Source organism: Mesorhizobium sp. M7A.F.Ca.US.007.01.2.1, from assembly GCF_003998165.1.
In the GTDB taxonomy this organism is placed as follows: domain Bacteria; phylum Pseudomonadota; class Alphaproteobacteria; order Rhizobiales; family Rhizobiaceae; genus Mesorhizobium; species Mesorhizobium ciceri.
In genome coordinates this window covers 20,506-44,488 of sequence record NZ_RZQP01000005.1, presented here as the reverse complement: position 1 = coordinate 44,488, position 23,983 = coordinate 20,506, and the positions used below count along the sequence as shown (strand labels likewise).

General features: G+C 63.9%; 27 protein-coding genes. 12 read left to right on the top strand and 15 right to left on the bottom strand.

Going from position 1 to position 23,983, the window contains the following annotated elements; genetic code table 11:
- Window positions 1–43: 43 nt before the first annotated feature.
- From EN949_RS01820 to EN949_RS01790, 7 genes are all read right to left on the bottom strand, one after another.
- Window positions 44–454 (bottom strand): GtrA family protein, encoded by a 411-nt coding sequence (locus tag EN949_RS01820; RefSeq protein WP_127365856.1) that lies wholly within the window; start codon window positions 452–454, stop codon window positions 44–46.
- A complete protein-coding gene (locus EN949_RS01815) occupies window positions 451–1,260 on the bottom strand; it encodes a ChbG/HpnK family deacetylase (RefSeq protein WP_127365855.1) in 810 nt (269 codons plus the stop codon). The genes EN949_RS01820 and EN949_RS01815 overlap by 4 nt, the downstream gene beginning before the upstream one ends.
- Window positions 1,257–2,246, bottom strand: a complete 990-nt coding sequence (locus EN949_RS01810) for a glycosyltransferase family 2 protein (protein ID WP_013529674.1) — start codon at window positions 2,244–2,246, stop codon at window positions 1,257–1,259. Before EN949_RS01810 ends, EN949_RS01815 begins: the two co-directional genes overlap by 4 nt.
- Window positions 2,239–3,402 (bottom strand): glycosyltransferase 87 family protein, encoded by a 1,164-nt coding sequence (locus EN949_RS01805; RefSeq protein WP_013529673.1) that lies wholly within the window; start codon window positions 3,400–3,402, stop codon window positions 2,239–2,241. The genes EN949_RS01810 and EN949_RS01805 overlap by 8 nt, the downstream gene beginning before the upstream one ends.
- A gap of 181 nt (window positions 3,403–3,583) precedes the next feature.
- Window positions 3,584–4,048 (bottom strand): hypothetical protein, encoded by a 465-nt coding sequence (locus EN949_RS01800; RefSeq protein WP_050580448.1) that lies wholly within the window; start codon window positions 4,046–4,048, stop codon window positions 3,584–3,586.
- 84 nt (window positions 4,049–4,132) lie between these two features.
- Window positions 4,133–5,170 (bottom strand): zinc-binding dehydrogenase, encoded by a 1,038-nt coding sequence (locus EN949_RS01795; protein WP_127365854.1) that lies wholly within the window; start codon window positions 5,168–5,170, stop codon window positions 4,133–4,135.
- A 53-nt stretch (window positions 5,171–5,223) separates the two neighbouring features.
- Entirely contained in the window at window positions 5,224–6,465 is a 1,242-nt protein-coding gene (locus EN949_RS01790) for an acyl-CoA dehydrogenase family protein (protein WP_127365853.1), read from the bottom strand.
- A gap of 113 nt (window positions 6,466–6,578) precedes the next feature.
- Here EN949_RS01790 and EN949_RS01785 point away from each other — a divergent pair, with 113 nt between their 5' ends.
- The 5 genes from EN949_RS01785 (at window position 6,579) to EN949_RS01760 (ending at window position 10,212) form a co-directional block, all read left to right on the top strand.
- Window positions 6,579–7,394: an SDR family oxidoreductase gene (locus tag EN949_RS01785; protein WP_127365852.1), complete on the top strand. Its 816-nt coding sequence runs from the start codon at window positions 6,579–6,581 to the stop codon at window positions 7,392–7,394.
- Between the two features lie 39 nt (window positions 7,395–7,433).
- The gene (locus EN949_RS01780; protein WP_263484965.1) at window positions 7,434–7,919 is read left to right on the top strand and encodes a MaoC family dehydratase; all 486 of its coding nucleotides are present in this window, start codon (window positions 7,434–7,436) and stop codon (window positions 7,917–7,919) included.
- Window positions 7,916–8,947: a phosphotransferase family protein gene (locus tag EN949_RS01775; protein WP_127370872.1), complete on the top strand. Its 1,032-nt coding sequence runs from the start codon at window positions 7,916–7,918 to the stop codon at window positions 8,945–8,947. Before EN949_RS01780 ends, EN949_RS01775 begins: the two co-directional genes overlap by 4 nt.
- A gap of 165 nt (window positions 8,948–9,112) precedes the next feature.
- Window positions 9,113–9,757, top strand: a complete 645-nt coding sequence (locus EN949_RS01765; protein ID WP_013529665.1) for a TetR/AcrR family transcriptional regulator — start codon at window positions 9,113–9,115, stop codon at window positions 9,755–9,757.
- A 206-nt stretch (window positions 9,758–9,963) separates the two neighbouring features.
- Window positions 9,964–10,212 (top strand): DUF680 domain-containing protein, encoded by a 249-nt coding sequence (locus EN949_RS01760; protein ID WP_013529664.1) that lies wholly within the window; start codon window positions 9,964–9,966, stop codon window positions 10,210–10,212.
- A 42-nt stretch (window positions 10,213–10,254) separates the two neighbouring features.
- Here the strand turns inward: EN949_RS01760 and EN949_RS01755 are convergent, their stop codons facing one another.
- From EN949_RS01755 to EN949_RS01720, 8 genes are all read right to left on the bottom strand, one after another.
- Window positions 10,255–11,304, bottom strand: coding sequence for a Gfo/Idh/MocA family oxidoreductase (locus EN949_RS01755; RefSeq protein ID WP_127365849.1), 1,050 nt, complete (start codon window positions 11,302–11,304; stop codon window positions 10,255–10,257).
- Between the two features lie 69 nt (window positions 11,305–11,373).
- Window positions 11,374–12,159, bottom strand: coding sequence for a ThuA domain-containing protein (locus EN949_RS01750; protein ID WP_027161369.1), 786 nt, complete (start codon window positions 12,157–12,159; stop codon window positions 11,374–11,376).
- 77 nt (window positions 12,160–12,236) lie between these two features.
- Window positions 12,237–12,467 carry a hypothetical protein gene (locus tag EN949_RS01745; RefSeq protein WP_127365848.1) on the bottom strand — a complete coding sequence of 77 codons (231 nt, stop codon included), beginning with the start codon at window positions 12,465–12,467 and terminating at the stop codon, window positions 12,237–12,239.
- Between the two features lie 60 nt (window positions 12,468–12,527).
- Window positions 12,528–13,112: a sarcosine oxidase subunit gamma gene (locus EN949_RS01740; RefSeq protein WP_127365847.1), complete on the bottom strand. Its 585-nt coding sequence runs from the start codon at window positions 13,110–13,112 to the stop codon at window positions 12,528–12,530.
- Entirely contained in the window at window positions 13,105–16,101 is a 2,997-nt protein-coding gene (locus tag EN949_RS01735) for a sarcosine oxidase subunit alpha (protein ID WP_127370871.1), read from the bottom strand. Before EN949_RS01735 ends, EN949_RS01740 begins: the two co-directional genes overlap by 8 nt.
- The gene (locus EN949_RS01730) at window positions 16,098–16,394 is read right to left on the bottom strand and encodes a sarcosine oxidase subunit delta (RefSeq protein ID WP_013529658.1); all 297 of its coding nucleotides are present in this window, start codon (window positions 16,392–16,394) and stop codon (window positions 16,098–16,100) included. Before EN949_RS01730 ends, EN949_RS01735 begins: the two co-directional genes overlap by 4 nt.
- Window positions 16,395–16,404: 10 nt before the next feature.
- Window positions 16,405–16,845, bottom strand: coding sequence for a hypothetical protein (locus tag EN949_RS01725; protein ID WP_013529657.1), 441 nt, complete (start codon window positions 16,843–16,845; stop codon window positions 16,405–16,407).
- The gene (locus EN949_RS01720; RefSeq protein ID WP_013529656.1) at window positions 16,845–18,098 is read right to left on the bottom strand and encodes a sarcosine oxidase subunit beta; all 1,254 of its coding nucleotides are present in this window, start codon (window positions 18,096–18,098) and stop codon (window positions 16,845–16,847) included. Before EN949_RS01720 ends, EN949_RS01725 begins: the two co-directional genes overlap by 1 nt.
- Window positions 18,099–18,367: 269 nt before the next feature.
- On the opposite strand from EN949_RS01720, the gene EN949_RS01715 reads away from it, so the two are divergent.
- From EN949_RS01715 to EN949_RS01685, 7 genes are all read left to right on the top strand, one after another.
- On the top strand, window positions 18,368–19,126 hold the full coding sequence (locus EN949_RS01715) for an SDR family oxidoreductase (RefSeq protein ID WP_013529655.1): 759 nt from the start codon (window positions 18,368–18,370) through the stop codon (window positions 19,124–19,126).
- A 112-nt stretch (window positions 19,127–19,238) separates the two neighbouring features.
- Entirely contained in the window at window positions 19,239–19,625 is a 387-nt protein-coding gene (locus EN949_RS01710; protein WP_063168976.1) for an SET domain-containing protein-lysine N-methyltransferase, read from the top strand.
- 177 nt (window positions 19,626–19,802) lie between these two features.
- On the top strand, window positions 19,803–20,081 hold the full coding sequence (gene rpsU / locus EN949_RS01705; protein ID WP_013529653.1) for a 30S ribosomal protein S21: 279 nt from the start codon (window positions 19,803–19,805) through the stop codon (window positions 20,079–20,081).
- Window positions 20,082–20,219: 138 nt separating this feature from the next.
- Window positions 20,220–21,062 carry a tetratricopeptide repeat protein gene (locus EN949_RS01700; RefSeq protein WP_013529652.1) on the top strand — a complete coding sequence of 281 codons (843 nt, stop codon included), beginning with the start codon at window positions 20,220–20,222 and terminating at the stop codon, window positions 21,060–21,062.
- Between the two features lie 209 nt (window positions 21,063–21,271).
- Window positions 21,272–21,748 carry a DUF992 domain-containing protein gene (locus EN949_RS01695; RefSeq protein ID WP_024502781.1) on the top strand — a complete coding sequence of 159 codons (477 nt, stop codon included), beginning with the start codon at window positions 21,272–21,274 and terminating at the stop codon, window positions 21,746–21,748.
- Between the two features lie 91 nt (window positions 21,749–21,839).
- A complete protein-coding gene (locus EN949_RS01690; protein WP_063168977.1) occupies window positions 21,840–22,319 on the top strand; it encodes a DUF992 domain-containing protein in 480 nt (159 codons plus the stop codon).
- Between the two features lie 222 nt (window positions 22,320–22,541).
- The gene (locus tag EN949_RS01685) at window positions 22,542–23,978 is read left to right on the top strand and encodes an MFS transporter (RefSeq protein ID WP_063168978.1); all 1,437 of its coding nucleotides are present in this window, start codon (window positions 22,542–22,544) and stop codon (window positions 23,976–23,978) included.
- Window positions 23,979–23,983 lie beyond the last annotated feature (5 nt).

Below are 23,983 nucleotides of genomic sequence, written 5' to 3'. Positions count from 1 at the left end.
TAGCGGTTTTCCGTCCGGAATTTCGTAAGAAAAATAGTTCCGCCTATCTCAAGAACCGGCCTTCGATCGACCAGCGCGCGGCGAGGAAATTCAGCACCGCCGCCACCACGACACCGGCGATCTTTGCCGGCCACACTCCGGCGATGCCGGCAAACAGCGCGATGGAGAGGCTGGAGACGCCGAGCGAAATCAGCCCTCCAAGCGAGGCGAAGCGAAGGAATGCGTCACGCAGCCGGATGGCTCGATTGCGCTCGAACGACCAGAAGCCGTTCGCCGCGAAGGAAAAGGTGACGGCGATGAACCAGGCAGCAACGTTGGCCGGCAGCGGCGAAGCACCGAGCTTGAGCAGCAGGAAGAAGCTGGCAAGGTCGATGGCTGTGTTGGCCAGTCCGACAATGGCAAAGCGGACGATCTTGCTGCCGGTCGAACGCGGGGGCCGCTCGGCGTCGTTCATCCCCTGCCATCCATGATTGCGACATTGGCGCGGGCCAGGCTGGCTCCGAACGCGTCCGATGCCAGGGCCGCGAATTCGACCTCGCGCGCACCTTGCATCGTGTCGCGCGCGCGCAGCGTCTCGTCGACATGGCCGGGATGGCACATGAACAGCCCTTGTTCCGGCAACCCTTCGACGGCGGCCTGCAGAACCGCAGTGAACTTTTCGGGCTGCCGCCAGTCATAGATGCCGGCGAGCGGCTGGAAAACGATGAAGCCGGCGCGCTGCATCGAACGGTTGAACCCGGCAGCGAGCGCGGCAATCGCGGCGACCTTCGACCCTGCGGCCAGCGCCGGGCCGCCGCGTAGGGCCGGCCTGTCGGCGCCTTCTGGAAACCGCGCGCGCAGCCATGTGCGCACGACGGGAAGGAAATGCACATGCTGATGCCCGTCGACGAAATCGGGGCGGCGGCCAAGCGCCTCGACGAAGCGGCTGTACTGGGCGTCAAGCTCGGCATGAACATGGCGCTCGCCGATGCGGTCGCGCAAAACAGGCAAGGCCAGTGCGCGGAGCGGTGGCAGCCGGCCTTCCGGCGCCAGGTTCGACCGGCCGGTAATGGCCAACTGGTCGGTCAAGGTGAGATGCAGCCCGACCGCGGCCCGGCCGCACAGCGGTTTTATGCGCGCTGCCTCCGCTTCCCATTCCGGAAACCCGGTCATGCAGCTGGTGCCGGTCAGGCGGCCGCGATCGAGCAGGTCGAGAATCGCGGCGGAAACGCCGGGCGCCAGGCCGTAGTCGTCGGCGATCAGGCGGATGCGCCGCGTCATCTGTTCGAAGTGCCCGGCTCCGGCCGATCGGCGGGGGCCACGCTGCGCACGACGTCGCGCACGAGATAGACCGGGCGATCCTTGCTCTCGCTGAGCGTGACCCAGACGTATTCGCCGATCAGGCCAAGCAAGGTCAGGTTGAGGCCGCCGAGCAGGACGACGGCAACCAGCAGGCTGGGGTAGCCCGGAACGGCAATGCCGTAGAAGATCACCTCGAAGAGCACCTTGGCGCCATAGAGCGCACCGGCCAACGCCGCGAGCAGCCCGCTGAGGCTGATGAGACGCAAGGGAATGACGGAAAAGGAAGTAAAACCTTCGAGCGAGAAGGCGATCAGGTTGAGCCGGCTCCATTTCGACGTGCCGCTGGCGCGGCCTTCCGGCGAATAGGGCAACGCCATCTGGCGAAAGCCGGCCCAGGCAAACAGGCCCTTGTTGAAGCGCCGCTTGTCGCGCAGGCTGGTCAGCGCGCGCGCCACGGCGCCGCGCATGACGCGAAAGTCGCCGGCATTTTCGGGAATATCGAAACGCTGGCTCGAGTTGATCAGGCTGTAGAAAAGCCGTGCAAGCTGGCTGCGCCGCCAGCTCGCCTCGCGGCGGTCGTTCTGCGCATAGACGACGTCGATGTCCGGATGGTCCACCAGCTCGGCGATCAGCTTCAGGCTGATGTCCAGGGAATGCTGGAGGTCGGCGTCCATGATCAGCACCATGTCGCCGCGCGACTGGTCGAGGCCGGCGAGCACCGCGACTTCCTTGCCGAAATTGCGGCTGAGGCGCACGATCTCCCACGACCCCGTCAGCGCTTGCGAAAACCGCACGGCACCATCGTCACGACTGCCGTCATCGACGAGGATCTTGTGTACGGTCATGCCGAAGCGTTGTGCCACGGCCACTTCGAGCTCGCCCAGCAGGCACGCGAAGGCCGATGCCGATGCCGCCTCGTTGAAGAACGGTGCGACAATATCGAGGCTCGGCCGCAACTCAACCATTCGCGACTCCCGCATTCACCACCTTTTCCCGTGCCTTGGCCCAGAACCACCAGATCAGCGAACCGGCGATAAAAGTGACGGCGACCGGCCGGAACCAGGGGAAGAGGAAATCGTGCACATGGCGCTCGACGCCGCTCAACCCGGTCACGAACAGCGTCGTCGACAGCACCGAGGCAAGGACGCCGCCCCGTTCTTCGCGCCACAACAGGGCGATGGCAAGACCGGCTGGTACCGCGATCATGGCAAAGGTGTTTGGCTCGACGCGCGGGTTGAAGACGCACATGTAGAAAGTGGCTGTCAGGAAGATCGCCAGCGCCGCCTTTCCCTGTTCGAGCCTGCGGTCGAACCAGATGACGGCAGAAAGCGTAAACAGGGCCATGACCATGCGCACGATCGTTGCGCCGATTTCCGGTATCGGCAGTCCTATCGTGGTGAACGGTGCCGTGAAATCGGTGGGCACGAAATGGCTGGTGTTGTCGACGGCCATGGAGGTCAGCATCTGGATGAAGACACGATACTGATCGTTGAGATAGCCGGCGGGAGCAAAAGCGTAAGGCAGTGCCAGCACGAACAGCAGCGCCAGCACCAGCACCGGTATCAACCGGAGCCGAAGGGCTCCTACCAACAACAGCATTATGATCGCGGTCGGCTTGGCGATGATGGCAAGCGAAGCCCAGAAGAACGTCTCCGCCCGCCGCCCTTCCAGCGCCGACAGGGTGAGAAGCCAGCAAGCGCCGGTCAAAAGGATCGTCGCCTGGCCGTTGCGGATCGCCCCCACCGCCATCGGCAAAGCGAGGAAAAGACCGAAAGAAAGCAGCCATGTCAGTTCGCCGCCGCCGAGCTTGCGCACCTGCCGCATCGCGGCGTAGGTCAGCACCGCAAAGCCAATGGAATGCCAAACCAAGCCGCCCAGATGCGGACCAAGCTTGACTATTGGAGTGTAGAGCGCGGCAAAGGCCGGCGCGTAGAGATACCCCATCTCGGACTGGGTGTCGTAGAGCGGCAGACCGGCCTGAAGCGCCACGCTGCCGTCGATATAGGCCTGCCATACCGTCCGCGTGTGCGGTGACCACAGGACCAGGGCAAGAACGACCAGGAACGCTCCGATCCACAGGCCAAACCCCAAACGGTCGAAAACCGGCTTGGAAATCGTCATCAAGGCGCTCCACACAATCCCGGAACTGGATCAGTCCAGCCTGTCCCGGCATTCGATGGCGGCGGCATATCACGGACGAAGCGGCGTGGCATAGGGGGCTGACGAACGTCAGGGCCGCACCTCCTTCGCCTCGAATATGCGTTCCCACCTTCATGGCTGCCGTCCGAGGCTGGCGACCTGACTAATCGCCAGTGAATTCGGGCAAACGAAAATAGGGGTTGCGCGGATCAAAGGGATATTTCGGCTCGCCCTTACCAGCAAGAACAGCCCCCGGGATCAGCACGCCTTTCGACCCGAACTGATAGTCGATGCCGGCACAGAGGTGAGCGAGATCCTGGTAGTTGAAACTGCGCAACGCACTACCACCTTCAAATGCAGCTGTTTTGAGTTGCTCAGGCGTGAGCGGCCCGATCATCCTGTCGCGATAGGCTTTGATCTTGGCCTTGTTGAGTCTGGAGGCCTGACATTCGGCGCCGACGACCCGCGCCAGCATGATATTCCTGACCGCGGTCCCGGCAGGATCATCCAGCGGGGCCGAATATTTCTTGAGAAAGTAATTCGTACTGGGATCGTTCGTCATCGCCTTGCGCCAAAACGGCGGGAACTTTTCGGCAGCCTGTGCACCAATGGTACTGGCCATCGACATGAGGACAATCGGGACAAACCACCATTTTCTCACAAGCAGCCCCTTTTTTGCAGTAACTGGACTTCGCTCGCCAGCCATTTTCGTTCAAGGCTTGATGAACACCTTGCCGTTGGGCTTGGCCAGTTCGGCTGGCAGCCGCGCCATTGCTTCGGCAAGCGGCACCACCGCCGTCACGTCGGTCGACCAGCGCCCATCGGAAAAGCGCTTCTGCGCTTCCAGGATCGCCGGGCCGCGACGGTCGCGGAACTGGCGCATCCACTCGCTCAGCCAAAACCCTTCGATATGCTTGTGCTGGAAGATCAGTTGGCCGGGCTCGCGGATAACGGTGGCTTCGGGATCGAGCCGCCCATAGATGATCCAGCGCGACCGCTTCGGCATGACGTCGAAGATGGCGGAGGCAAGCGGCCCGGTTACCGCGTCAAGGAAGATGCGCGGCTGTTCGGCCTTCATCACCTCGCGCAACGCCGCCTTGAAATCCGGCGCCCTTTCATTGAGCACGTGCGCCGCGCCAAGCGCATTCAGAGCCGCGATCTGGTCGTCACGGCGCACGGTGACGATCGGCCGGAAACCCTCTTCGCTGGCCAGGCCGATGATCAGCTTGCAGAGCTGGCTGGCGCCGGCGGTCATGACGAAGGCCTTCTCGCCTTCCTCCTTGACGATGTCGAACATGGCGAGCGCCGTGAGCGGGTTGACGATCATCGCCGCACCGTCCTCGTCGCGAACGGTGTCGAGCAGCGGGATGCAGGCAGCCGCCTCGGCGACGGCATAGTCGGCCCACGAGCCCCAGTTGGTGACGCCGGTGGCAAAAGCCACGCGCTTGCCGATCAGGCTTTTGGGATAGGGCTCGTCCCCGCTGGCGACGACAATGCCGACACCCTCGAAGCCGGCCGGCTGGCCCTTGGCACGCGGCTGGCCGTACTGGCCCTTGACGAAGGCGACATCGGACGGATTGATCGAGGCGAGGCTGACCTTGATCAGCACCTGGCTGGGGCCCGGTGTCGGCACCGCGATGCTGCCCGGCTCGAGATAGGGCTCCATCGCCTCCAGCACACTGCCGCTCGGTGTCCTGGTGTAGCCATCGCCGACAAGCAGCAGCGCCTTCATTTCGGATGGGACGGTCATCGGAACACTCCTCGCTCGAGCCTCGGGTCGCGCCCGCATGACGATGCCGGCGCTCAGACCTTCTCCTGCGTGTATTTCCTCAACTCCGTCCGCGCCACCTGACGGCGATGCACGGCGTCCGGCCCGTCGGCAAGGCGCAAGGTCCGCAGATGCGTCCACGACCGCGCCAGCGGTGTGTCCTGGCTGATGCCTTGCGCGCCGAACATCTGCACCGCCTCGTCGGTGACCTTGAGCGCGACGCGCGGTGCGATCACCTTGATCTGGCTGATCCAGGGAGCAGCAGCCCGCGCATCGCCCTGGTCGATCATCCACGCCGCCTTGAGGCAGAGCAGCCGCGCCATCTCGATCTCCATGCGGCATTCGGCGATGATGTCGAAATTGGCGCCGAGCTTTGCCAGCTTCTGGCCGAAGGCCTCGCGGCGCACGGAACGCTGGCACAGCATCTCGAGCGCCATCTCGGCCTGTCCGATGGCGCGCATGCAGTGGTGGATGCGGCCGGGACCGAGCCGCCCTTGCGCGATCTCGAACCCCCTGCCCTCGCCGAGGATCAGGTTCGACGCCGGTACGCGTACATTGTCGAAGCGAAGATGCATGTGGCCATGCGGCGCGTCGTCATCGCCATAGACCTGCATGGCCCGCACCTTGGTCACGCCTTTGGTGTCTGATGGCACCAGGATCATCGAATGGCGGCGGTGCTGCGGCTCGTCATCGCCCCCGGTCCTGACCATGACGATGTAGATGGCGCAGCGCGGATCGCCGGCGCCCGAAGCCCACCATTTCTCGCCATTGAGCACATAGTCGCCGCCGTGGCGTTCACAACGCATGGCAATGTTGGTGGCATCGGATGAAGCGACATCCGGCTCGGTCATCAGATAGGCCGAGCGGATCTTGCCGTCGAGCAGCGGTTCCAGCCATGCTTTCTTGTGGTCGGCCGAGCCGTATCGCTCCAGCACCTCCATGTTTCCGGTGTCGGGCGCCGAGCAGTTGAAGGTCTCGGCGCCGAGATGCGCCTTGCCCATCTCTTCGGCCAGATAGGCGTATTCGACGGTGGAAAGACCATAGCCGCGTTCCGAGCCGGTCAGCCAGAAATTCCACAGGCCGCGCTCTCTTGCGGAATTCTTCAGCCCTTCGAGGATCTCGCTCTGACGCGCACTGTAGACCCAGCGGTTGCCTGCCTTGCCCACTTCGCTGAGGAATTCATGGTCGAGCGGCATGATCTCGTCGCGCACCACGGCCGCGACGCGCGCGTGGATTGGCTTCAGCCGCTCGGTCATGCCGAGATTCATCTCCGTCATCGGTCGCTAACCCTTCATACACGCCAGGCATTTTGTCAGTGGCAAGGATGACCGTACTTCGGATAGCCTTGTCAACGAACTGTTTGCCCGCATGCCGAGCGCGGAGGATTGTGATGAGCTATCTGGACGAACTGTTTTCGGTGGCCGGCAAGACCGCACTGGTGACGGGTGCGGCGACCGGCATCGGCCGCATGGCGGCGACCGCGCTGGTCAAGGCCGGCGCCAGCGTGATGATCGCGTCGCGCAAGGGCGAGGATTGTATCAAGGTCGCCGAAGAGTTGAACCAGCTTGGTGCACCGGGCCGGGCCGACGGCTTCGTCGGCGACGTTTCCAGCGAAGCCGGCATCGCCGCACTCGTCTCCGAGGTCAAATCGCGCACCGAACGGCTGAACATTCTGGTCAACAACGCCGGCGTCTCCTGGGGCGCGCCGCTGGAAAGCTTCCCCTATTCGGCATGGGCCAAGGTGTTTGGCGTCAACGTCACCGCGGTTTTCCACCTGACCCGTGAATTGCTGCCGCTGCTCGACGCCGCCGCCAGCGACGCCGATCCGGCCAGGGTGATCAACCTCGGTTCGGTGATGGGCACGCAGCCGCTGGCCGACGACGCCTATTCCTACACCGCCTCGAAGGCTGCGGTTCATCATCTGACGCGCACACTGGCGCTCGAGTTCGCCGCCCGCCGCATCACCGTCAACGCCTTTGCCCCCGGCCCCTTCCAGAGCCGGATGACGGCATTTGCCACCGCCACAGAGGAACAGGCCAGGCACGTCGGCAGCCATGTTCCGATCGGCCGTATCGGCGCACCGGATGACATTGCCGGCGCAACGCTCTATTTGTGCAGCCGTGCAGGCAGCTATGTCACTGGCGCCATCCTGCCGATCGACGGCGGACAGTCGGTGCAGCATGGGCTGACCTTGTTCAAGGAATGACATTTTCCGGCCACAGAAGCCGGGGGTGAACTGGAGGACATGAGCGTGGAACCGATCAGTCTCGATGTGCTTCTGGCCAGTGTCGGCAAGGAGGTCGGCGTGTCGCCGTGGCGGGTGGTCACGCAACGCATGATCGACCAGTTCGCCGACGCCACGGACGACCATCAGTTCATCCACTGCGATCCGGAGCGGGCGATGCGTGAAACGCCGTTCGGCGGCACCATCGCGCACGGCTTCCTGTCGCTGTCGCTGTTGTCGGCGATGACCTTCGAGACCATGCCGCCGCTGGAAAACGGCAAGATGGGCGTCAACCACGGCTTCGATTCGCTGCGCTTCCTGGCGCCGGTGAAAACCGGCGCGCGCATCCGCACGCGTTTCGTGCTGGCCGACGTCAAGGTCAGGCCGTCGGGCTGGGTGCAGACCGCGCATGACGTGACGATCGAGATCGAGGGTTCGAAGAAGCCGGCACTGACCGCGCGCTGGCTGACGCTGACCTTGATCGAACGCCAGCCCGAGACGGCATGAGTGATCCCGTTCTCGACCAGGCAGCGCTTGCGCCTTACCTCGAGGCGAGCATACCGGGCTTTTCCGGGCTTGCTGCAGTCGAGAAGTTCAAATCCGGCCAATCGAACCCGACCTACCTTTTGACGGCGGCAAGCGGCCGTTACGTGCTGCGCGCCAAGCCGCCGGGGCAATTGCTGAAATCGGCGCACCAGGTCGACCGCGAATTCAGGGTGATGAGCGCGCTTGCCGGCACCGCCGTGCCTGTGCCGGCCATGCTGCATCTGTCGGCGGAAGGCTCGCCCATCGGCCGCATGTTCTACGTGATGGATTTCCTCGACGGCCGCATTTTCTGGGATCCGGCTCTGCCGGAGGCTGGCGACAATGATGAACGCACCGCCATCTACGATGCCATGAACGACACCCTCGCCGCCCTGCACGAGGTCGATGTCGAGACTGTGGGGCTCGGCGATTTCGGCCGGCCGGGCAATTATTTCGAGCGCCAACTGGCGCGCTGGACGAGCCAGTACCGTGCCTCGGAAACCGGCACCGTCGCCGACATGGACCGGCTGATTGCCTGGTTGGAAACGCATATGCCCGTAGATGACGGCCGGATCTCACTGGTCCATGGCGACTACCGGCTGGACAATCTGATCTTCGCGCCGGACCGGCCAACGGTTCTGGCAGTGCTCGACTGGGAACTTTCGACATCAGGCCACCCCTTCGCCGATATCGCCTATCAATGCATGCAATGGCGGCTGCCGCACGCTTCCGGCTTTCGCGGCCTGGGCGGTATCGATCGTTCCGCACTCGGCCTGCCTTCCGAAGAGGACTACGTCGCCGCCTACTGCCGGCGGCGCGGGCTCACCGGTATCGGCAACTGGACGTTCTTCCTCGCCTTTTCCTTTTTCCGGCTGGCTGCCATCTGCCAAGGCGTCTTCAAACGGGCGCTGGACGGCAATGCCTCCAATCCCGAGAAGGCGAAAACCTATGGCGAGGCGGTGAAGCTGCTTTCGTGTCTTGCCGCAGAACTGATCGACAGGGAGGCGTGATGGGCCGTTTCGAGAGAGGAACGGTGCTGATCACGGGGCTGCCAAATTACGACAAGCGTCGGCACGATCCGAAGCATACCGTTTGGGAACTTCCCGTGCCCTTGTCCGTTTCCGTACAGCGTATATAATTTAGCCAGCCACCAACCCAACCGAAGGCACCAGATCTTGCCGCAGAGCGTCCAGACACGCCGCGAGAAACAAAAGGCAGAACTGCGCTCCGAATTGCTCGAGGCCGCGCATAAGCTTGTCCAGGAAGAGGGCTATGAGGGCCTGACCATCCGCAAGCTGGCCAAGCGGGTCGGCTACGCCCCGATGTCCGTTTATTCCTACTTCGCCGACAAGCAGGACATCCTGTTCGCTCTGGCCGAGGACGCATTCGAGACGCTTGCTCGCCGCATCGAGGAGCATCCGTCCGACGATCCGATCGCAGCCTTGCAGGCGGTGATGACGGAATATGCCGCCTTCGGGCTCGGCAATCCCAACGAATACCGCACCGTATTCATGACCGAAAAGACCAAGCTGCCGGAAGGCAGGAGCTACGACGACATGGAAGAGAGCAACCCGGCGATGAAGGCGCTGATCAGCCGGGTCGAGGCCTGCGTTGCCGCCGGAAAATTGCAGGGCGATCCGCGCGCCATCGCCACCATGCTGTGGGCGGTCGGCCACGGCACGATCTCGCTGCTCATCACCTTTCCATTCTACCCCTTCGGCGACCCGCAGGCCTTCGTGAAGCGGATGTGCGATTTCACGCTCGCCACGCTCAGCACGCAAAACGTCCCGCCGTTGACCGAGACACCGGTCAACTGCTGAACGCCGTTCCCTTTCATTTCCATATTTTCTCTCCGTCCCAGCCAGACCCTGGGGGGATTTCTTGGTTAACGAAAAATTTATCGTACGCGTACGGTTTTCCCTTGAATTCCCAATCGACGGCGTATATGTACAGTCTATCGTACATGTACGAGAAAAATTCACCCGTCGGTACGAATTGAATTCGACCCGGAAACCGGAGACTGACAATGAAAAAGACACTCCTCACCCTCGCCGCCGTGCTGGCACTTTCGGGCTCGGCTTTCGCCGCCAACACCACCCATCCGGTCAAGCATGCGCCGGTGGCGGCCTGCGTTGACACCAAGACCAACCTGAAGCTCGATTGCGCTTCGACCGGTTCGGTCGAGAAGAAGGGTGCCACGGAAAACACCGCTGAAGGCAAGGGCCCGCGGCTCGGCATCAGCATCAATCCGTGGATTGTGCCGAGCGCATTCTGATATCAGCAAAGATCACGTCTGGCCGGCACAAGTCGGCCAGCTTCAAGCGACCGAAATCGGCAGCTTCGCCGCTGAACTCTCAAAGGCTGCGTCGATCAGCTTCTGCATGTCGGCGGCGCGCCGGAACGACGGATCGCCATTCCGGCCTGCATCCAGCGCATCGGCAAAGCGTCGCGCATTGCGCTTGACACTGGGCAGATCCAAAGTCCGCCAGCGCTGAAGATCGACATCCCCGCCGAGGCAGGCCGACAGGCTCGATGCCTTGCCGTCGGTCTCGACCTTGATGGCGCCCTTGGTGCCGTGCAGGGCCAGCGACAGATCGTTGGCGTGACCGGTCATGTAGCGGCTCGCCACGATCGTGGCGAGCGCGCCGCAATCGAGCCGCGCCGTCATTGCCACGCTGTCATTGGCGTCCAGCACATAGTCGCCGATGCGCTCGCCCTCGGCCTTCGGAAACGTCACCAGATCGGCATGCAGGCTGACGATATCCTGGCCGGCGCCATAGGTGGCGAAATCCAGGATATGGATGCCGACATCGCCCAGCACGCCGGTCGAACCGTGCCGGCTGGACAAGCGCCACAGCCATTTGTCCTCGACCCGCCAGTCACCCCATGATTTGCTGACCAGCCAGCTTTGCCGGTAGCTCGCCTCGACATGGCGCAATGCGCCGATCTCGCCGGCCTGAACCATGCGCCGCGCCTCGTGGATCGCCGGTGAGTTGCGATAGGTGAGGTTGACCATGTTGATCACCCCGGCAGCCTCGGCCGCTTCGGTCATAGCAAGTGCGTCGGCATGATTCGGCGCCAGCGGCTTTTCGCAAAACACATGTTTTCCCACGCCGAGCAGCGCCAGCGTCGTCGCCCTATGCGCACCATCCGGCGTCGCGTTGATGGCGGCATCGAACTGGCCCCAGGCGATCGCCGCCTCCAGGCTCTCGAAAGAATCGCCGATCTTGCTGGCCGCGGCGAACGCCGCAGCGCGGCCGGGCACCTGGTCGACACAGGCGACGATGCTGCAGCCGGGAATCCCGGCAAACTCCTCGACATGATGCCCGGCGATACCGCCGGTGCCGAGCAGAAGAATTCGATGCATTAGCCCCAAGCCCCCAAAATCAACTCACGCCTTGGGCAACTCAGGCCCGATCAGCTCAGGCCGCCCCAATCAGCTCAGGCCCTTGTCGCCATCGGCATGCAGGCGCAGCCCCTTCTGCACGATCTTCTCCTTGGCCGCATCCGTCGGCACGTTCGGCGCATTGGTGATGCCGGACCATGCCGGCGCCGGGTTGTGCGCCCAATGGACGGCGTTGCGCAGCACCTGCTGCACGCCCTCATTGTGATAGATCGGATAGGTCTCGTGGCCGGGCGAGAAGTAGAAGATCCGTCCCGCGCCGCGCTGGTACGTCAGCCCGGACCGGAACACCTCGCCGCCCTCGTACCAGGAGACGAACACCGTCTCCAGCGGCTCCGGCACCGCGAACGGCTCGCCATACATTTCGGTCTCGCCGATCTCCAGGCACTCGCCAATGCCTTGCGCGATCGGGTGGCCGCGGTTGATCGCCCAGACGCGCTCGCGCTCGCCCGCCTCGCGCCATTTCAGCGAACAGGGCGTGCCCATCAGCCGCTTGAAGATCTTTGAGTAGTGACCGGAATGGAGCACGATCAGGCCCATCCCTTCCCAGACCCGCTTCTGCACCCGCTCGACGATCTCGTCCTTGACCTCGCCATGCGCCGCGTGGCCCCACCACAAAAGCACGTCGGTGGCCGCCAGGCGCTTTTCGCTCAGGCCGTGCTCGGGCTCCTGCAAGGTGGCGGTGGCCGCCTCGATGCCCTTGTCCTGGTTGAGCGCGGCGGCGATGGTGCCGTGCATCCCCAAGGGATAGAGTTCGCGCACGGCTTCATTGGTCTGCTCGTGGACGTTCTCGCCCCAAACGATCGCTTTTGTCGGCATTTTCATCTCCCAAAGCGCTTTAAATAGCACGCCCAAGGAGATTGAGAAGGTCCGATGCGATCTGGCCCGATGGAATACTAGGTCTTGCGCTTCTTGCGCCCCGGCACGGTCTTGGCCTTGCCCGGTTTCGCCGGTGCGCCGGGGATGGCGGTTCCGGTAATGGATACCGGATCGCTGGCCGGGAACGTGTCTTCAAGGCCTTCCTCGAGTTCCTCTTCGGCGCTCGGGGCTTCACGTCGCTCATGTTCGAGCGAGCGGACGGCCGATGTCTTTTTGACCGGCGACTTCGGCGCGGAATTCGACGGCATCGGCATTTCTCCCTCGGCGTGCGGATGCAGAACGAGCGTGCCCTGCAAAACGTTCCGAGTTCAGACCGCCGCGTCGCGCGATCCCTCGGACAGGAAAGTAAAGACATAGTCCGAGAAGGAACGCCAGCATTCGACCCGGAAGGCATCGGCGGCTGTGCGCAACAGCACGATCTCGGTCTTGCCCAGGATGGTGCGCGACGCCGCGCCCACCGGGAAGGCGTCGAGCGACAGATCCTGCGGGCAGCCCGCATTGATCGTCGCCGCTGCCCCAGTGCCCGTCACTGATATCGCGATGTTGCGATGCGAGACGCCAACCGCCGAATGCAGCGCGGATACTTTGGCGCAATCGGCCAGCGGATCGTTGCCGGCCTCATCGATGACAAGCCATTCGTCGGGGCCGAGCCACAAGGCGGTGCGCCCGCCCTTCGAGGCGGATGTCTTCGGCTTGTTCGGCAAGGCCACGCCAAGCGCCTTCGAAAGCGCTGCGACCGAAGCCTCCGGCGCACGCAGCGAAATGCGCTCGGCCGGCGGCAGCACCTCGACCTTGACGGCGGCGGCAGTGGTGCTGCGACCGGCCAGCGCCGGACGGCGTTCTACCGAAGACGATGCAGCTGGCGTCGTCTTCCTTGCAGCGGCCTTAGCCATTGAGGCGCCCTCCCGTCTCGTCGAAGAACACCATGCCGGTAACCTCCACTTCGATCACCCCGTTCGGCATCGGCACGTAGAGCGTGTCGCCCATCCGGTCGCGGCCGCCGGCGACCAGCGCCAGCGCGATCGAGCGGCCGCAATTTTCCGACCAGTAGCTCGAAGTGACATGGCCGATCATCTTCATCGGGATCGCCTGCTTCGGATCCTCGACGATCTGCGCGCCTTCTTCGAGCACCACCTTGGGATCTTTGGTCTTGAGGCCCACCAGCTGCTTGCGGCCCTTGGCGACAAGGTCCGGCCGAGTCAGGCCGCGGATGCCGACGAAATCGGTCTTCTTCTTGCCGACCGCCCAGTCGAGACCGGCATCGTTCGGCGTCACCGTGCCGTCAGTGTCCTGGCCGACGATGATGTAGCCCTTTTCGGCGCGCAGCACGTGCATCGCCTCGGTGCCGTAGGCCGCCGCGCCATGCTTCTGGCCTTCGGCCCACAGCGCTTCCCAGACCGCCTGGCCATAATCGGCCGGCACATTGACCTCGAACCCGCGCTCGCCGGTGAACGACATGCGGAACAGCCGCGTCGGCACGCCGCAGATCTTGCCTTCGCGCACCGACATGTGCGGCAGCGCCTCGTCCGACATGTCGATGCCTGCGACCAGCGGCGCGATGATGTCGCGCGACTTGGGTCCCTGCACGGCGATGACCGCCCACTGCTCGGTGATCGAGGTCAGCCAGACATTGAGATGCGGGAACTCGGTCTGGAGATAGTCCTCCATATGGTTCATGACGCGCGGCGCACCGCCGGTCGTCGTCGTCACATGGAAGCGGTCGGCCGCCAGCCTGCCGACGACGCCGTCATCATAGATGAAGCCATCCTCGCGCAGCATGATGCCGTAGCGGCAGCGGCCGGGTTCCAGCTTCTCCCATGGGTTGGTGTAGAGCAGTTCCATGAACTTGGCCGCATCCGGCCCGACCACTTCGATCTTGCCGAGCGTCGAGGCATCGAACAGGCCGGCCGTCTTGCGCACGGCGACGCATTCGCGGTCGACCGCGGCGTGCATGTCCTCGCCCGCCTTGGGGAAATACCAGGCGCGCTTCCACTGGCCGACGTCCTCGAACACCGCGCCTTGCGCCTCGGCCCAGGGATGGATCGCCGTTTTACGCGTGGGGTCGAACAGCGGCCCGCGCGCATGGCTGACGATCGCGCCGAAGGTCACCGGCGTATAGGGCGCCCGGAACGTGGTCAGGCCGACCTCCGGGATCGGCTTTCCCAGCATCTCGGCGGCAATCGCCAGGCCGTGCATGTTGGAGGTCTTGCCCTGATCGGTGGCCATGCCGTTGGTGGTGAAGCGCTTGACGTGCTCGATCGAGCGCATGCCTTCGTGCACCGCCTGGCGGATATCCTTGGCGGTGACGTCGTTCTGGAAGTCGACAAACGCCTTCACCGTGGTGTCCGGCCCGGCGCCAGGAGCCGCACCCAGCATGCCGCGCGACCAGCTCTCGGAGGCGTCGACCTTCGGCTTCGTACCCTTGGCGGTTTTCGCGCCCGCATCCCTGGCCGCTTTGGCGCCCGCGGCATAGGCCTCGTCGACCGTCGCCGATAGGCCGTCGGTACCATTGCAGGCGCCGACAGAGACGCAATCCTGCGCATAGGTGCCCGGCACGAAGCGCTTGGTCTCGTCGTTGAAGGCGACCTTGCCGCGCGACTGCGAGAACAGATGCACCGACGGCGTCCAGCCGGCCGACATCAGGATCGCGTCGACTGGAATGGTGCGTTCGCCGCCGCCATTCTTCGGCTGCACCGTCATCGAGGAAACGCGCAGCTTGCCGCCGGCGCGGATCACCGCGCGGCCGAAATTGACCTCGATGCCGAGCGCCCTCGCCTCGTCGATCACCGGTCCGGTCGGATTGTCGCGCAGATCGACGATCGCCGCCACGTTGACGCCGGCCTTCTTCAGGTCGATCGCCGCTGCATAGGCGGAATCATTGGCGGTGTAGACTCCGACATTCCTGCCGACCGCGACGCCATAGTGGTTGAGATAGGTGCGCGCGGCACCCGCCAGCATGATGCCCGGGCGGTCGTTGTCGGCGAACACCATGTGGCGCTCGATGGCGCCCGAGGCCAGCACCACGCGCTTGGCCCTGACCTGCCACAGCCGCTCGCGCGCCAGATCGTGGCCAGGAGCCTTCAGATGATCGCTGACACGCTCGACCAGGCCGACGAAATTCTGCGCGTAATAACCGAAAGCCGTCGTGCGCGGGAGCACGCGGACATTGTCCATCGCGGTGAGTTTCGCCACCGCAGCTTGCGCCCAGGCAAAGCCGTCCTGGCCGTCGATTTTCGCGCCGCTCTCGAAACGCAGGCTGCCGCCGAACTCGGCCTGCTCGTCGGCGAGGATGACGCGCACGCCGGTCTCCGCCGCTGCCAATGCCGCAGCGATGCCCGCCGCACCGCCGCCCAGCACCAGCACGTCGCAATGCGCATAGCGTGACGAATAATGGTCGGGATCGGGCTGGTCCGGGGAAACGCCAAGACCGGCCGCGGCGCGGATCTTGGGCTCGTACAGGCTCTTCCATGCCGCCTTCGGCCACATGAAGGTCTTGTAGTAGAAGCCGGCCGAAAACATCGGCGACGCGATGTCGTTGACCGCACCGACGTCGAAGGACAGCGACGGCCAGCGGTTCTGCGACTGCGCCTCGAGCCCGTCATAAAGCTCCTGCACAGTCGCGCGCACGTTCGGCGTCTTGCGTGCCGCGTCGCGCCTGATTTCGACCAGCGCGTTCGGCTCCTCGGCGCCCGCCGACAGGATGCCGCGCGGACGGTGGTACTTGAACGAACGGCCGACCAGATGGACGCCATTGGCGAGCAGCGCTGAGGCCAGCGTGTCGCCCTCGATGCCGGCATAGGACTGGCCATCGAAGCTGAAACGCGCGGTCTTGGCTTGGCTGAAGCGGCCGGCGCCGGAAATGCGGTACGACGCGCCGCTCATTTGCCAACTCCTGGCAGCTTGGAGGGTTTGGGTTCGCCGGCCTTGTAGGTCATGACGAACCTGTCGGTGACGGTGTCGCGCACGGCGTTGAAGAAACGCGCGCAGCCATGCATGTGCCGCCACCGCTCATAGATGATGCCCTTGGGGTTGGAGCGGATGAAGAAGAACTTTTCGAAATCGTCGTCGCTCTCGCCGGCCATATTGGCCGAGCGCGCGATATGCGCCTCGCCGGCGTTGCGGAACTCGAGTTCCGGACGCTCTTCCTCGCAATAGGGGCAGCGGATGAGAAGCATTTGTTCGTTCCTACAATTCGCCGTGGCCGACGCGGGCGCCCGCCGGTTGATCGCAAAGCTTCTGTCCCAGGGTCGCGAACGGCGCGACGAGCCGGATGCGTTCCTCCACGCTTGCAGCGGGACGAAACAGATCGCGCGACGCCATGTTGCCGAGAGTGAGTTGCATCGGATCGGTGGTGACGATGACTTGACGCGGCTGGAATGTCTCGTCTTCGTCAAGCCCTTCGGGACGTCCCTCGAAGAACATCACCACCCGCTGGCCGCCGCTCCAGACGCAGGCCAGCGTGCCGTCGTCGACCGAAAACGGCCAGACGGTCTCGTTGCCGGTGCGGCTGATCGGTTGCGTGCGCACTTCGTCAGCCGACGGAAAATGGAACATGCCCCGTTCCCCTGCCAGCACGTGTTCCCCCGCCAGAATCAGCGGCATCGCGACAGCCATCCCAGCCATCATCAGTGCGCCACCGCCGCCGCCGCCGCCTCGTCGATGAGCCGGCCGGTGCGGAAGCGCTCGATGGTGAAAGGCGCGTTGATCGGATGCGGATCGTCTTTGGCGATGGTGTGAGCAAAGACATGGCCCGAGCCCGGCGTCGCCTTGAAGCCGCCCGTGCCCCAGCCACAATTGACATAAAGCCCGGGCACCGGCGTCTTGGCCAGGATCGGCGAGCGGTCGGGCGTGACGTCGACGATGCCGCCCCACGAGCGCAGCATCTTCATGCGCGTGAAGATCGGGAACATCTCGCAGATGGCGTCCAGCGTGTGCTGCAATATGTGCAGGCCGCCGGTCTGCGAATAGGAGACATACTGGTCGGTGCCGGCGCCGATCACCAGCTCGCCCTTGTCGGACTGCGAGATATAGGCGTGCACCGTGTTCGACATCACCACGCAGGGAACCACCGGCTTGACCGGTTCCGACACCAGCGCCTGCAGCGGATAGCTTTCCAGCGGCATGCGCACGCCGGCCATGTTCATGATGACGGAGGAATGGCCGGCGGCAACGACGCCGACCTTCTTGGCACCGATGAAGCCGCGCGTCGTGTCGACGCCCAAAACCGCGCCATTGGCCGCCCGCTTGACCCCGGTGACCTCGCAATTCTGGATGATATGGACGCCGCGCGCCGAGGCGCCGCGCGCATAGCCCCAGGCAACCGCATCGTGGCGCGCCGTGCCGCCGCGCCGCTGCAGCGCCGCACCGACCACCGGATAGCGCGCATCCCTGGAGGTGTTGAGCGGCGGGCAGAATTCCTTCGCCTGCTCCGGCGTCAGCCACTCATTGTCGATACCGTTCAGCCGGTTGGCGTGCACGTGGCGCTTCAGCACCTGCACGTCGTGCACATTGTGCGCGAGCATCATGACGCCGCGCGCCGAATACATGACGTTGTAGTTGAGCTCCTGGCTCAGCCCATCCCACAGCTTCAGTGCATGGTCGTAGATGCCGGCGCTCTCGTCATAGAGATAGTTGGAGCGGATGATGGTGGTGTTGCGGCCTGTGTTGCCGCCGCCGAGCCAGCCCTTTTCCAGCACCGCGACATTGGTGATGCCGTGAACCGTGGCGAGGTAATAGGCGGTGGCCAGGCCATGGCCGCCGGCGCCGACGATGATGACGTCGTATTCTTTCCTGGGCTCAGGCGAGGACCACTGTTCTTCCCAGCCCTTGTGACCGCGCATGGCTTCACGGGCGATGGCGAATACCGAATATTTCTTCAACGTCCCAACCTCGCCCCAAAAAGGCTTCGCGAATGGCGGCCGGCGTTCATTCGGTCCCGGCGCGCGAGGTGTATCACTAGCGAAACAGCGCTTCCACCCTTGCGCTGTTTGCGACGGCGCTTGCCGTTTTGCGCCGTGGTGAAAAAGACGCATCCGGCGCGTCGGCGCTTTCCAGCATCTTGGCGAGTATCGGGTGGCTCGCTTTGCCTCGATCTGCGACCAAGCATCCCAACTGCCGGTCAAGCCGGCGCGAAGAAAAGGATGCAAAAATGTTCGCACTCGCCAACAAGGTCGCCATCGTCACCGGCGCCAGTTCCGGCATCGGCCGCGCCACGGCAAAACTCTTTGCCGAGGAAGGCGCCAAGGTCATCGTCGCCGCCCGCCGCCAGGCCGAGCTCGACGCGCTTGTCGCCGAAATCGCGGATGCCGATGGCATCGCCATCGCGCTTGCCGGCGATGTCCGCGACGAAGCCTACGCAAAGGCCCTTGTCGATCTGGCGGCCGAAAAGTTCGGTGGGCTCGACATCGCCTTCAACAATGCCGGCGCTGTCGGCCTGATGGGACCGATAGCCGAATTGCCGCTGGAAGGCTGGCGCGAGACGCTCGACACCAATCTCACCAGCGCGTTTCTCGGCGCCAAATACCAGGTGCCGGCAATGGTCGAGCGTGGCGGTGGTTCGCTGATCTTCACCTCCACCTTCGTCGGCCACACAGTCGGCATGCCAGGCATGACCAGTTATGCCGCAAGCAAGGCCGGCCTGATCGGACTGACACAGGTGCTTGCCGCCGAATACGGCCCGAAAGGCGTGCGGGTCAACGCGCTGCTGCCCGGCGGCACAGACACGCCGGCGGCAACCTTCAAGACCCCGGAATCACGGGCCTTCGTCGAAGGCCTGCATGCTTTGAAGCGTGTCGCTATGCCGGAGGAGATCGCCCGTTCGGCACTCTATCTCGCCTCCGATGCCTCGAGCTTTACCACCGGAGCCGCTCTGTTTGCCGATGGCGGCGTGTCGATCAACCGGACGTGAAGACTTTTCGCGTCCGGAATGCATGCTCATAGCCGCCAGGCAGACGGCCGGGTCTTGATTTTTCGCCGCGATTTGGCGATGCCGTTTCTGTCCAAAAGCGGGGTCTGGAACCATGTTGCTGATCAGAACCTATGTGACTGCGAGTGCGATCGAAGGCGTCGGCGTGTTCGCTGCGGAGCCGATCAGGAAAGGGGCTTCGATCTGGCGGCTCGATCCGGATTTCGACCGACTGGTCCCCATGGACAAATACGAAGCGGCCCCCCCGCATCTCAGGGAACTGCTCGACCGCTATGCCTATCCCAGCCCCGACCGGCCAGGTTTCATGGTCTATGAAGTCGACAATGGCCGCTTCATGAACCATTCCAGCAATCCGAATACGGATTTTTCGCAATATGGCGGGGCCACCGCCACCCGCGACATCGCCGTGGGCGAGGAGATCACCTGCGACTACGGCGAGTTCTTCGAGGATTTCGAGCGGCTGCACCTCGCGACGGCCTAGTCGGCTCCTTATCTCAAGGCAAACAGACTGCGGCTGACACCGCAAATTCATTTCCGCTGTGGACAGCGCGGCATGATTCTGCTATCAGCCGCCACAATTCGTGGTGTAAACCGCCGCGGAGGCTAGCGGCTATGATCGCTTGCCTGTTGATATCAAACCCGAAAGACAGGATTGCCCGTGCAGGTACTCGTCCGCGACAATAACGTTGATCAGGCGCTTCGCGCTCTCAAGAAGAAGATGCAGCGCGAAGGCATTTTCCGCGAAATGAAGATGCGCGGTCACTACGAGAAGCCGTCCGAGAAGCGCGCCCGCGAAAAGGCTGAAGCCGTTCGCCGCGCCCGCAAGCTGGCCCGCAAGCGCGCCCAGCGCGAAGGCCTGCTGCCGATGACGCCGCGCCCTGTTGCTGCCGGCGCCGCTGGTGGTGCAGCTGGCGCTCCGCGTCCGCCGCGGTTCTAACGCCAATTTTTCGTCCTTTTCGAAGGATATCAGAGGTGGCGCGATGTGGAATCGCCGCCACCTTTTTGTTTTGATGTGACCGGTCCGGAGGGGGAGCCGGATCTGAACGACGCGGCTTGAAGTGAGGACAGGGCAGACATGAACGCAACGAGCGTGGAGCGCGGGACCGCATTGCGTGGTTTCGCCCTGACAGCGGCCCTGCTCTCCGGACTGGCGCTTGCCGGCTGCCAAACGGCGGGCCCGACCGGTGAATTCAACAACATCGACAAGGCGCAAGGCTCGAGCGAGAACATTTCCTCGCTCTCGGCGGTCATCCAGCGCAATCCCCAGGATCCCGAAGGCTACAATGTGCGCGGCTCGGCCTATGGCCGTGGCGGTCAGTACCAGGCGGCGCTCAAGGATTTCAATCAAGCCATCCAGCTCAATCCGAATTTCTTCCAGGCCTATTCGAATCGTGCGCTCATCCAGCGCTTCCTCGGCAACCAGGAAGCCGCACTCGCGGACTACAACCGTTCGATCCAGATCAACTCGAACTATGACGCCGCCTATATCGGCCGCGGCAATCTCTACCGCAAGGCGGGTCGCACCCAGGACGCCTTCAACGACTTTCAGAAGGCGATCCAGCTCGATACGACCGACGCGCGCGCCTACCACAATCGAGGCCTGATCTATCAGAGCCAGGGCCAGCACAAATTCGCCATCGAGGATTTCTCGACCGCCATCTCGCTGGCGCCGGACGCCGCCGAGCCCTACAACGGCCGCGGCCTCTCCTATCTGGCGACCAATGACGAGGACAACGCCTTCTCCGATTTCAACATGGCGATCAAGCTCGACGGCAAGAACGCCGAGGCCTGGGCCAACCAGGCGCTGATCTACGAGCGGCGCGGTGACAAGGCGAAAGCCGCGAAATCCTATAAGGAAGCCGTTCGCCTCGACCCGACCTACCAGCCGGCCAAGGATGGCCTCGCCCGCGTCAGCTGATCTCGGTTTCGGCAAACGCTTCCCATACAAATCCGCGTGACATCCAAATGCCGCGGGATCCTTGGCGTGTCCGAAAAGACGCACTTCGCAACCGCGCATTAACCCCGGCAGGAGGCTTTCGGCCCCTGCCTTGATCGCGCCAAGTTTTCAGCGGAACGGTCTGGCCTCCCAAGCCGTTATCGAAAAGCAATTTGCGAAAGGACCCTCCCATGATCAAGAAACTCGCCTGCGCCGCTGCCCTCGCCACGACGATGTTCGCGGTGGCTCCAGCCAGCGCCGGCAAGCTGCAACTCGGCACGCTCGATTGCACCATCGACGGCGGCACCGCTTATATCGTCGCTTCCAACAAGGGCGTGTCCTGTGTCTTCCGGCCTCATCATCACGGGCCGTCCGAGGTTTACACAGGCGTCATCTCCAAGATCGGCCTCGATGTCGGCCAGACGCATCAGGGCCAGCTCGTTTGGGCCGTGCTGGCTGCGACCCGGGACCGTGACGGAGGCGATCTCGCCGGCAGCTATTACGGCGTCAACGCCGAGGCGAGCGTGGTGACCGGCGGCGGCGCCAATCTGCTGGTTGGCGGCTTGGACAGCGCCTTCATGCTGGAGCCGCTCAGCGTCCAGGCGCAGACCGGCGTCAACCTTGCCGTGGCCGTGACCTCGCTCCAGCTGATCCATTCATTCAAGTGATCGCATGGAGCCGTGCGCTCCATGACCCCTCACCCCGCGGCGCGGAACCAGATAGGATGGTTCCGCGCCGTTGATTTTTGAGGGGACCATCATGCTGAAGACAGCCATCGCTGCCATATTCGCTACCGTGTTTGTCGGAGCAGCGCAGGCGCAGGACCGAGGCATAGAGCTCGGTACGCTTGACTGTGCCATTGGCGGCGGCACCGGCTTCATCTTCGGCTCGAGCAAGGATCTGAGCTGCACCTTCAACCCCGCCGACAAGAGCTTCGCGTCGGAAGCCTATTTCGGCGCCGTCAACAAATACGGCCTCGACATCGGCACGACGAAGCAGACGGTCATGCAGTGGATCGTGCTGACGCCGCTGAAGAACATCTACGCGCCGGGTGCGCTGGCCGGCGACTACATCGGCGCCAGCGCCGAGGTGACGGCCGCCGTCGGCGCCGGCGCCAATCTGCTGGTCGGCGGCTCCTCGCAAGCCTTCACCTTGCAGCCGCTCAGCTTGCAGACGCAGACCGGCATGAACCTCGCGATCGGCGTCAGCCAGTTCCAGCTGCGCAGCACCGAGAACTGATCGCGCAACGAACCCGCCAATCGGAAAGGCTGCCGCGCGAACGGTCCTCAAAAAACCGCTTGAGCTCAACCCCGGTTGAGGTTTTACAAGCCTGCCCCGAACGAAACAACGCCTCGATGCGGCGCCCGATCCGGCGCTGTCGAACCGCATGGTCCTGCCGGAAAGCCGCACTGGCTTCTGGCGTCCTGCGCTGGCGTCGAGATATGCAAGACAGGGGTGGAAATGACCGAGATCAGCACAAACAAGGTCGACTGGCGCGGATTATGGGCAAGCGGCGACCTGGCGCGCTTCTGCTTCATCAGCCTCGGCATCCTGTTGCACGCCACCAACGAGACGATGGTGGCAACGGTGATGCCGGCCATGGTCGGCGAACTGGCGGGCGTGCAGCTCGTCGGCTGGTCGCTGGCGATCTACGAACTCGGTGCCATCGTTGCCGGCGCGGCCGCCGGACGGCTGGTGAGTTATGTCCCCTTGCGCACCAACATGGTGGTCGCAGCCCTGCTCTACGCAGCAGGCGCCCTGATCTGCGCCACCTCGCCTTCCATGCAACTGTTCCTCGCCGGCCGCCTGATCGAAGGACTTGGCGGCGGTGCGCTGGTGTCGCTGGCCTTCGTCTCGGTCGAACGACTGTTCTCGCGCGCCATCTGGCCGCAGCTTTTCGGCATCATGTCGGCGATCTGGGGCGTCGCCGCCTTCAGCGGACCATTGCTCGGCGCGATCATGACCGAGCTTTTGTCATGGCGCTGGGCCTTCGGCATCTTCACCCTCGGCGGCGCAGCCATGGCGCTGGCAAGTTTCATCGTGCTCGACACGCCGGAGGCGACGAGGCCGAAGGCGAGCGCAGGCGGGGCGCCGCCCTTCCCGTTCGCGGCCCTTGCCTGCCTTGCCGTTGCCGTGGTGCTGATCGCCTCGGCCGGCGTCGACATCGCCTTGCTGCGCTCTTCGCTGCTGATGGCCTTCGGCCTCATCGGCCTGCTGCTGTTCTTCACCATCGACGCGCTGAAGCCGCTTTCGCGGCTGTTCCCGGCGCGGCTGTTCTCATGGCGCACGCCGGTCGGCGCCGGCATGACCATGGTTGCCGCTTTTTCGGTGGCCACCTGTTCCTTCGGCGTCTACGGGCCGCTGCTGCTGACCAGCCTTCACGACATTCCGCTGCTGACCACCGGCTACATCATCGCCGCCGAATCGATCGCCTGGTCGATCCTGTCGATCCTGGTCGCCAACGCGCCGCCGCGGCGCGAGCGGCTGATCATCATCGGCGGCGCGGTGATGATCGCGGCCGGCATCGCCGGCTTTGCCTACACGATACCCCTGGGCTCCATCCCGCTCATCCTGATCTGTGCCCTGTTGCAAGGCGGCGGCTTCGGCATCGCCTGGCCGTTCCTGACACGCGTCATCGTCGCCTCCGCCCCGAAGAGCGAGCAGACCATCGCCTCGGCGGCGGTGCCGACCATGCAGCGCATCGGCTACGCCGTGGGTGCAGCCCTTGCCGGCATCGTCGCCAATGCCAGCGGCTTTTCGCAAGGTTTGAACCACGACGCGGCGGCGAATGTCGCGTCCTGGCTGTTTCTTGCCTTCGTCCCGCTCGGCATTGTCGGCTGTCTCGCGGCCTTGCGGGTTTCCAAGCCGCTTGGCCAGCAGCTGGAAGCTACTGGCTAGAAGCG

What these genes read in the sequence shown, in the direction of transcription:
- EN949_RS01755 (WP_127365849.1), bottom strand. Translation starts at nt 11,304, where the DNA reads ATGCATCGAATTCTTCTGCTCGGCACCGGCGGTATCGCCGGGCATCAT.
- EN949_RS01730 (WP_013529658.1), bottom strand. Translation starts at nt 16,394, where the DNA reads ATGCTTCTCATCCGCTGCCCCTATTGCGAGGAAGAGCGTCCGGAACTC.
- EN949_RS01810 (WP_013529674.1), bottom strand. Translation starts at nt 2,246, where the DNA reads ATGGTTGAGTTGCGGCCGAGCCTCGATATTGTCGCACCGTTCTTCAAC.
- EN949_RS01700 (WP_013529652.1), top strand. Translation starts at nt 20,220, where the DNA reads ATGAACGCAACGAGCGTGGAGCGCGGGACCGCATTGCGTGGTTTCGCC.
- EN949_RS01750 (WP_027161369.1), bottom strand. Translation starts at nt 12,159, where the DNA reads ATGCCGACAAAAGCGATCGTTTGGGGCGAGAACGTCCACGAGCAGACC.
- EN949_RS01685 (WP_063168978.1), top strand. Translation starts at nt 22,542, where the DNA reads ATGACCGAGATCAGCACAAACAAGGTCGACTGGCGCGGATTATGGGCA.
- EN949_RS01695 (WP_024502781.1), top strand. Translation starts at nt 21,272, where the DNA reads ATGATCAAGAAACTCGCCTGCGCCGCTGCCCTCGCCACGACGATGTTC.
- EN949_RS01785 (WP_127365852.1), top strand. Translation starts at nt 6,579, where the DNA reads ATGAGCTATCTGGACGAACTGTTTTCGGTGGCCGGCAAGACCGCACTG.
- EN949_RS01795 (WP_127365854.1), bottom strand. Translation starts at nt 5,170, where the DNA reads ATGACCGTCCCATCCGAAATGAAGGCGCTGCTGCTTGTCGGCGATGGC.
- EN949_RS01820 (WP_127365856.1), bottom strand. Translation starts at nt 454, where the DNA reads ATGAACGACGCCGAGCGGCCCCCGCGTTCGACCGGCAGCAAGATCGTC.
- EN949_RS01805 (WP_013529673.1), bottom strand. Translation starts at nt 3,402, where the DNA reads ATGACGATTTCCAAGCCGGTTTTCGACCGTTTGGGGTTTGGCCTGTGG.
- EN949_RS01745 (WP_127365848.1), bottom strand. Translation starts at nt 12,467, where the DNA reads ATGCCGTCGAATTCCGCGCCGAAGTCGCCGGTCAAAAAGACATCGGCC.
- EN949_RS01715 (WP_013529655.1), top strand. Translation starts at nt 18,368, where the DNA reads ATGTTCGCACTCGCCAACAAGGTCGCCATCGTCACCGGCGCCAGTTCC.
- EN949_RS01710 (WP_063168976.1), top strand. Translation starts at nt 19,239, where the DNA reads ATGTTGCTGATCAGAACCTATGTGACTGCGAGTGCGATCGAAGGCGTC.
- EN949_RS01690 (WP_063168977.1), top strand. Translation starts at nt 21,840, where the DNA reads ATGCTGAAGACAGCCATCGCTGCCATATTCGCTACCGTGTTTGTCGGA.
- EN949_RS01740 (WP_127365847.1), bottom strand. Translation starts at nt 13,112, where the DNA reads ATGGCTAAGGCCGCTGCAAGGAAGACGACGCCAGCTGCATCGTCTTCG.
- EN949_RS01815 (WP_127365855.1), bottom strand. Translation starts at nt 1,260, where the DNA reads ATGACGCGGCGCATCCGCCTGATCGCCGACGACTACGGCCTGGCGCCC.
- EN949_RS01780 (WP_263484965.1), top strand. Translation starts at nt 7,434, where the DNA reads ATGAGCGTGGAACCGATCAGTCTCGATGTGCTTCTGGCCAGTGTCGGC.
- EN949_RS01760 (WP_013529664.1), top strand. Translation starts at nt 9,964, where the DNA reads ATGAAAAAGACACTCCTCACCCTCGCCGCCGTGCTGGCACTTTCGGGC.
- EN949_RS01800 (WP_050580448.1), bottom strand. Translation starts at nt 4,048, where the DNA reads ATGTCGATGGCCAGTACCATTGGTGCACAGGCTGCCGAAAAGTTCCCG.
- EN949_RS01775 (WP_127370872.1), top strand. Translation starts at nt 7,916, where the DNA reads ATGAGTGATCCCGTTCTCGACCAGGCAGCGCTTGCGCCTTACCTCGAG.
- EN949_RS01735 (WP_127370871.1), bottom strand. Translation starts at nt 16,101, where the DNA reads ATGAGCGGCGCGTCGTACCGCATTTCCGGCGCCGGCCGCTTCAGCCAA.
- EN949_RS01790 (WP_127365853.1), bottom strand. Translation starts at nt 6,465, where the DNA reads ATGACGGAGATGAATCTCGGCATGACCGAGCGGCTGAAGCCAATCCAC.
- EN949_RS01725 (WP_013529657.1), bottom strand. Translation starts at nt 16,845, where the DNA reads ATGATGGCTGGGATGGCTGTCGCGATGCCGCTGATTCTGGCGGGGGAA.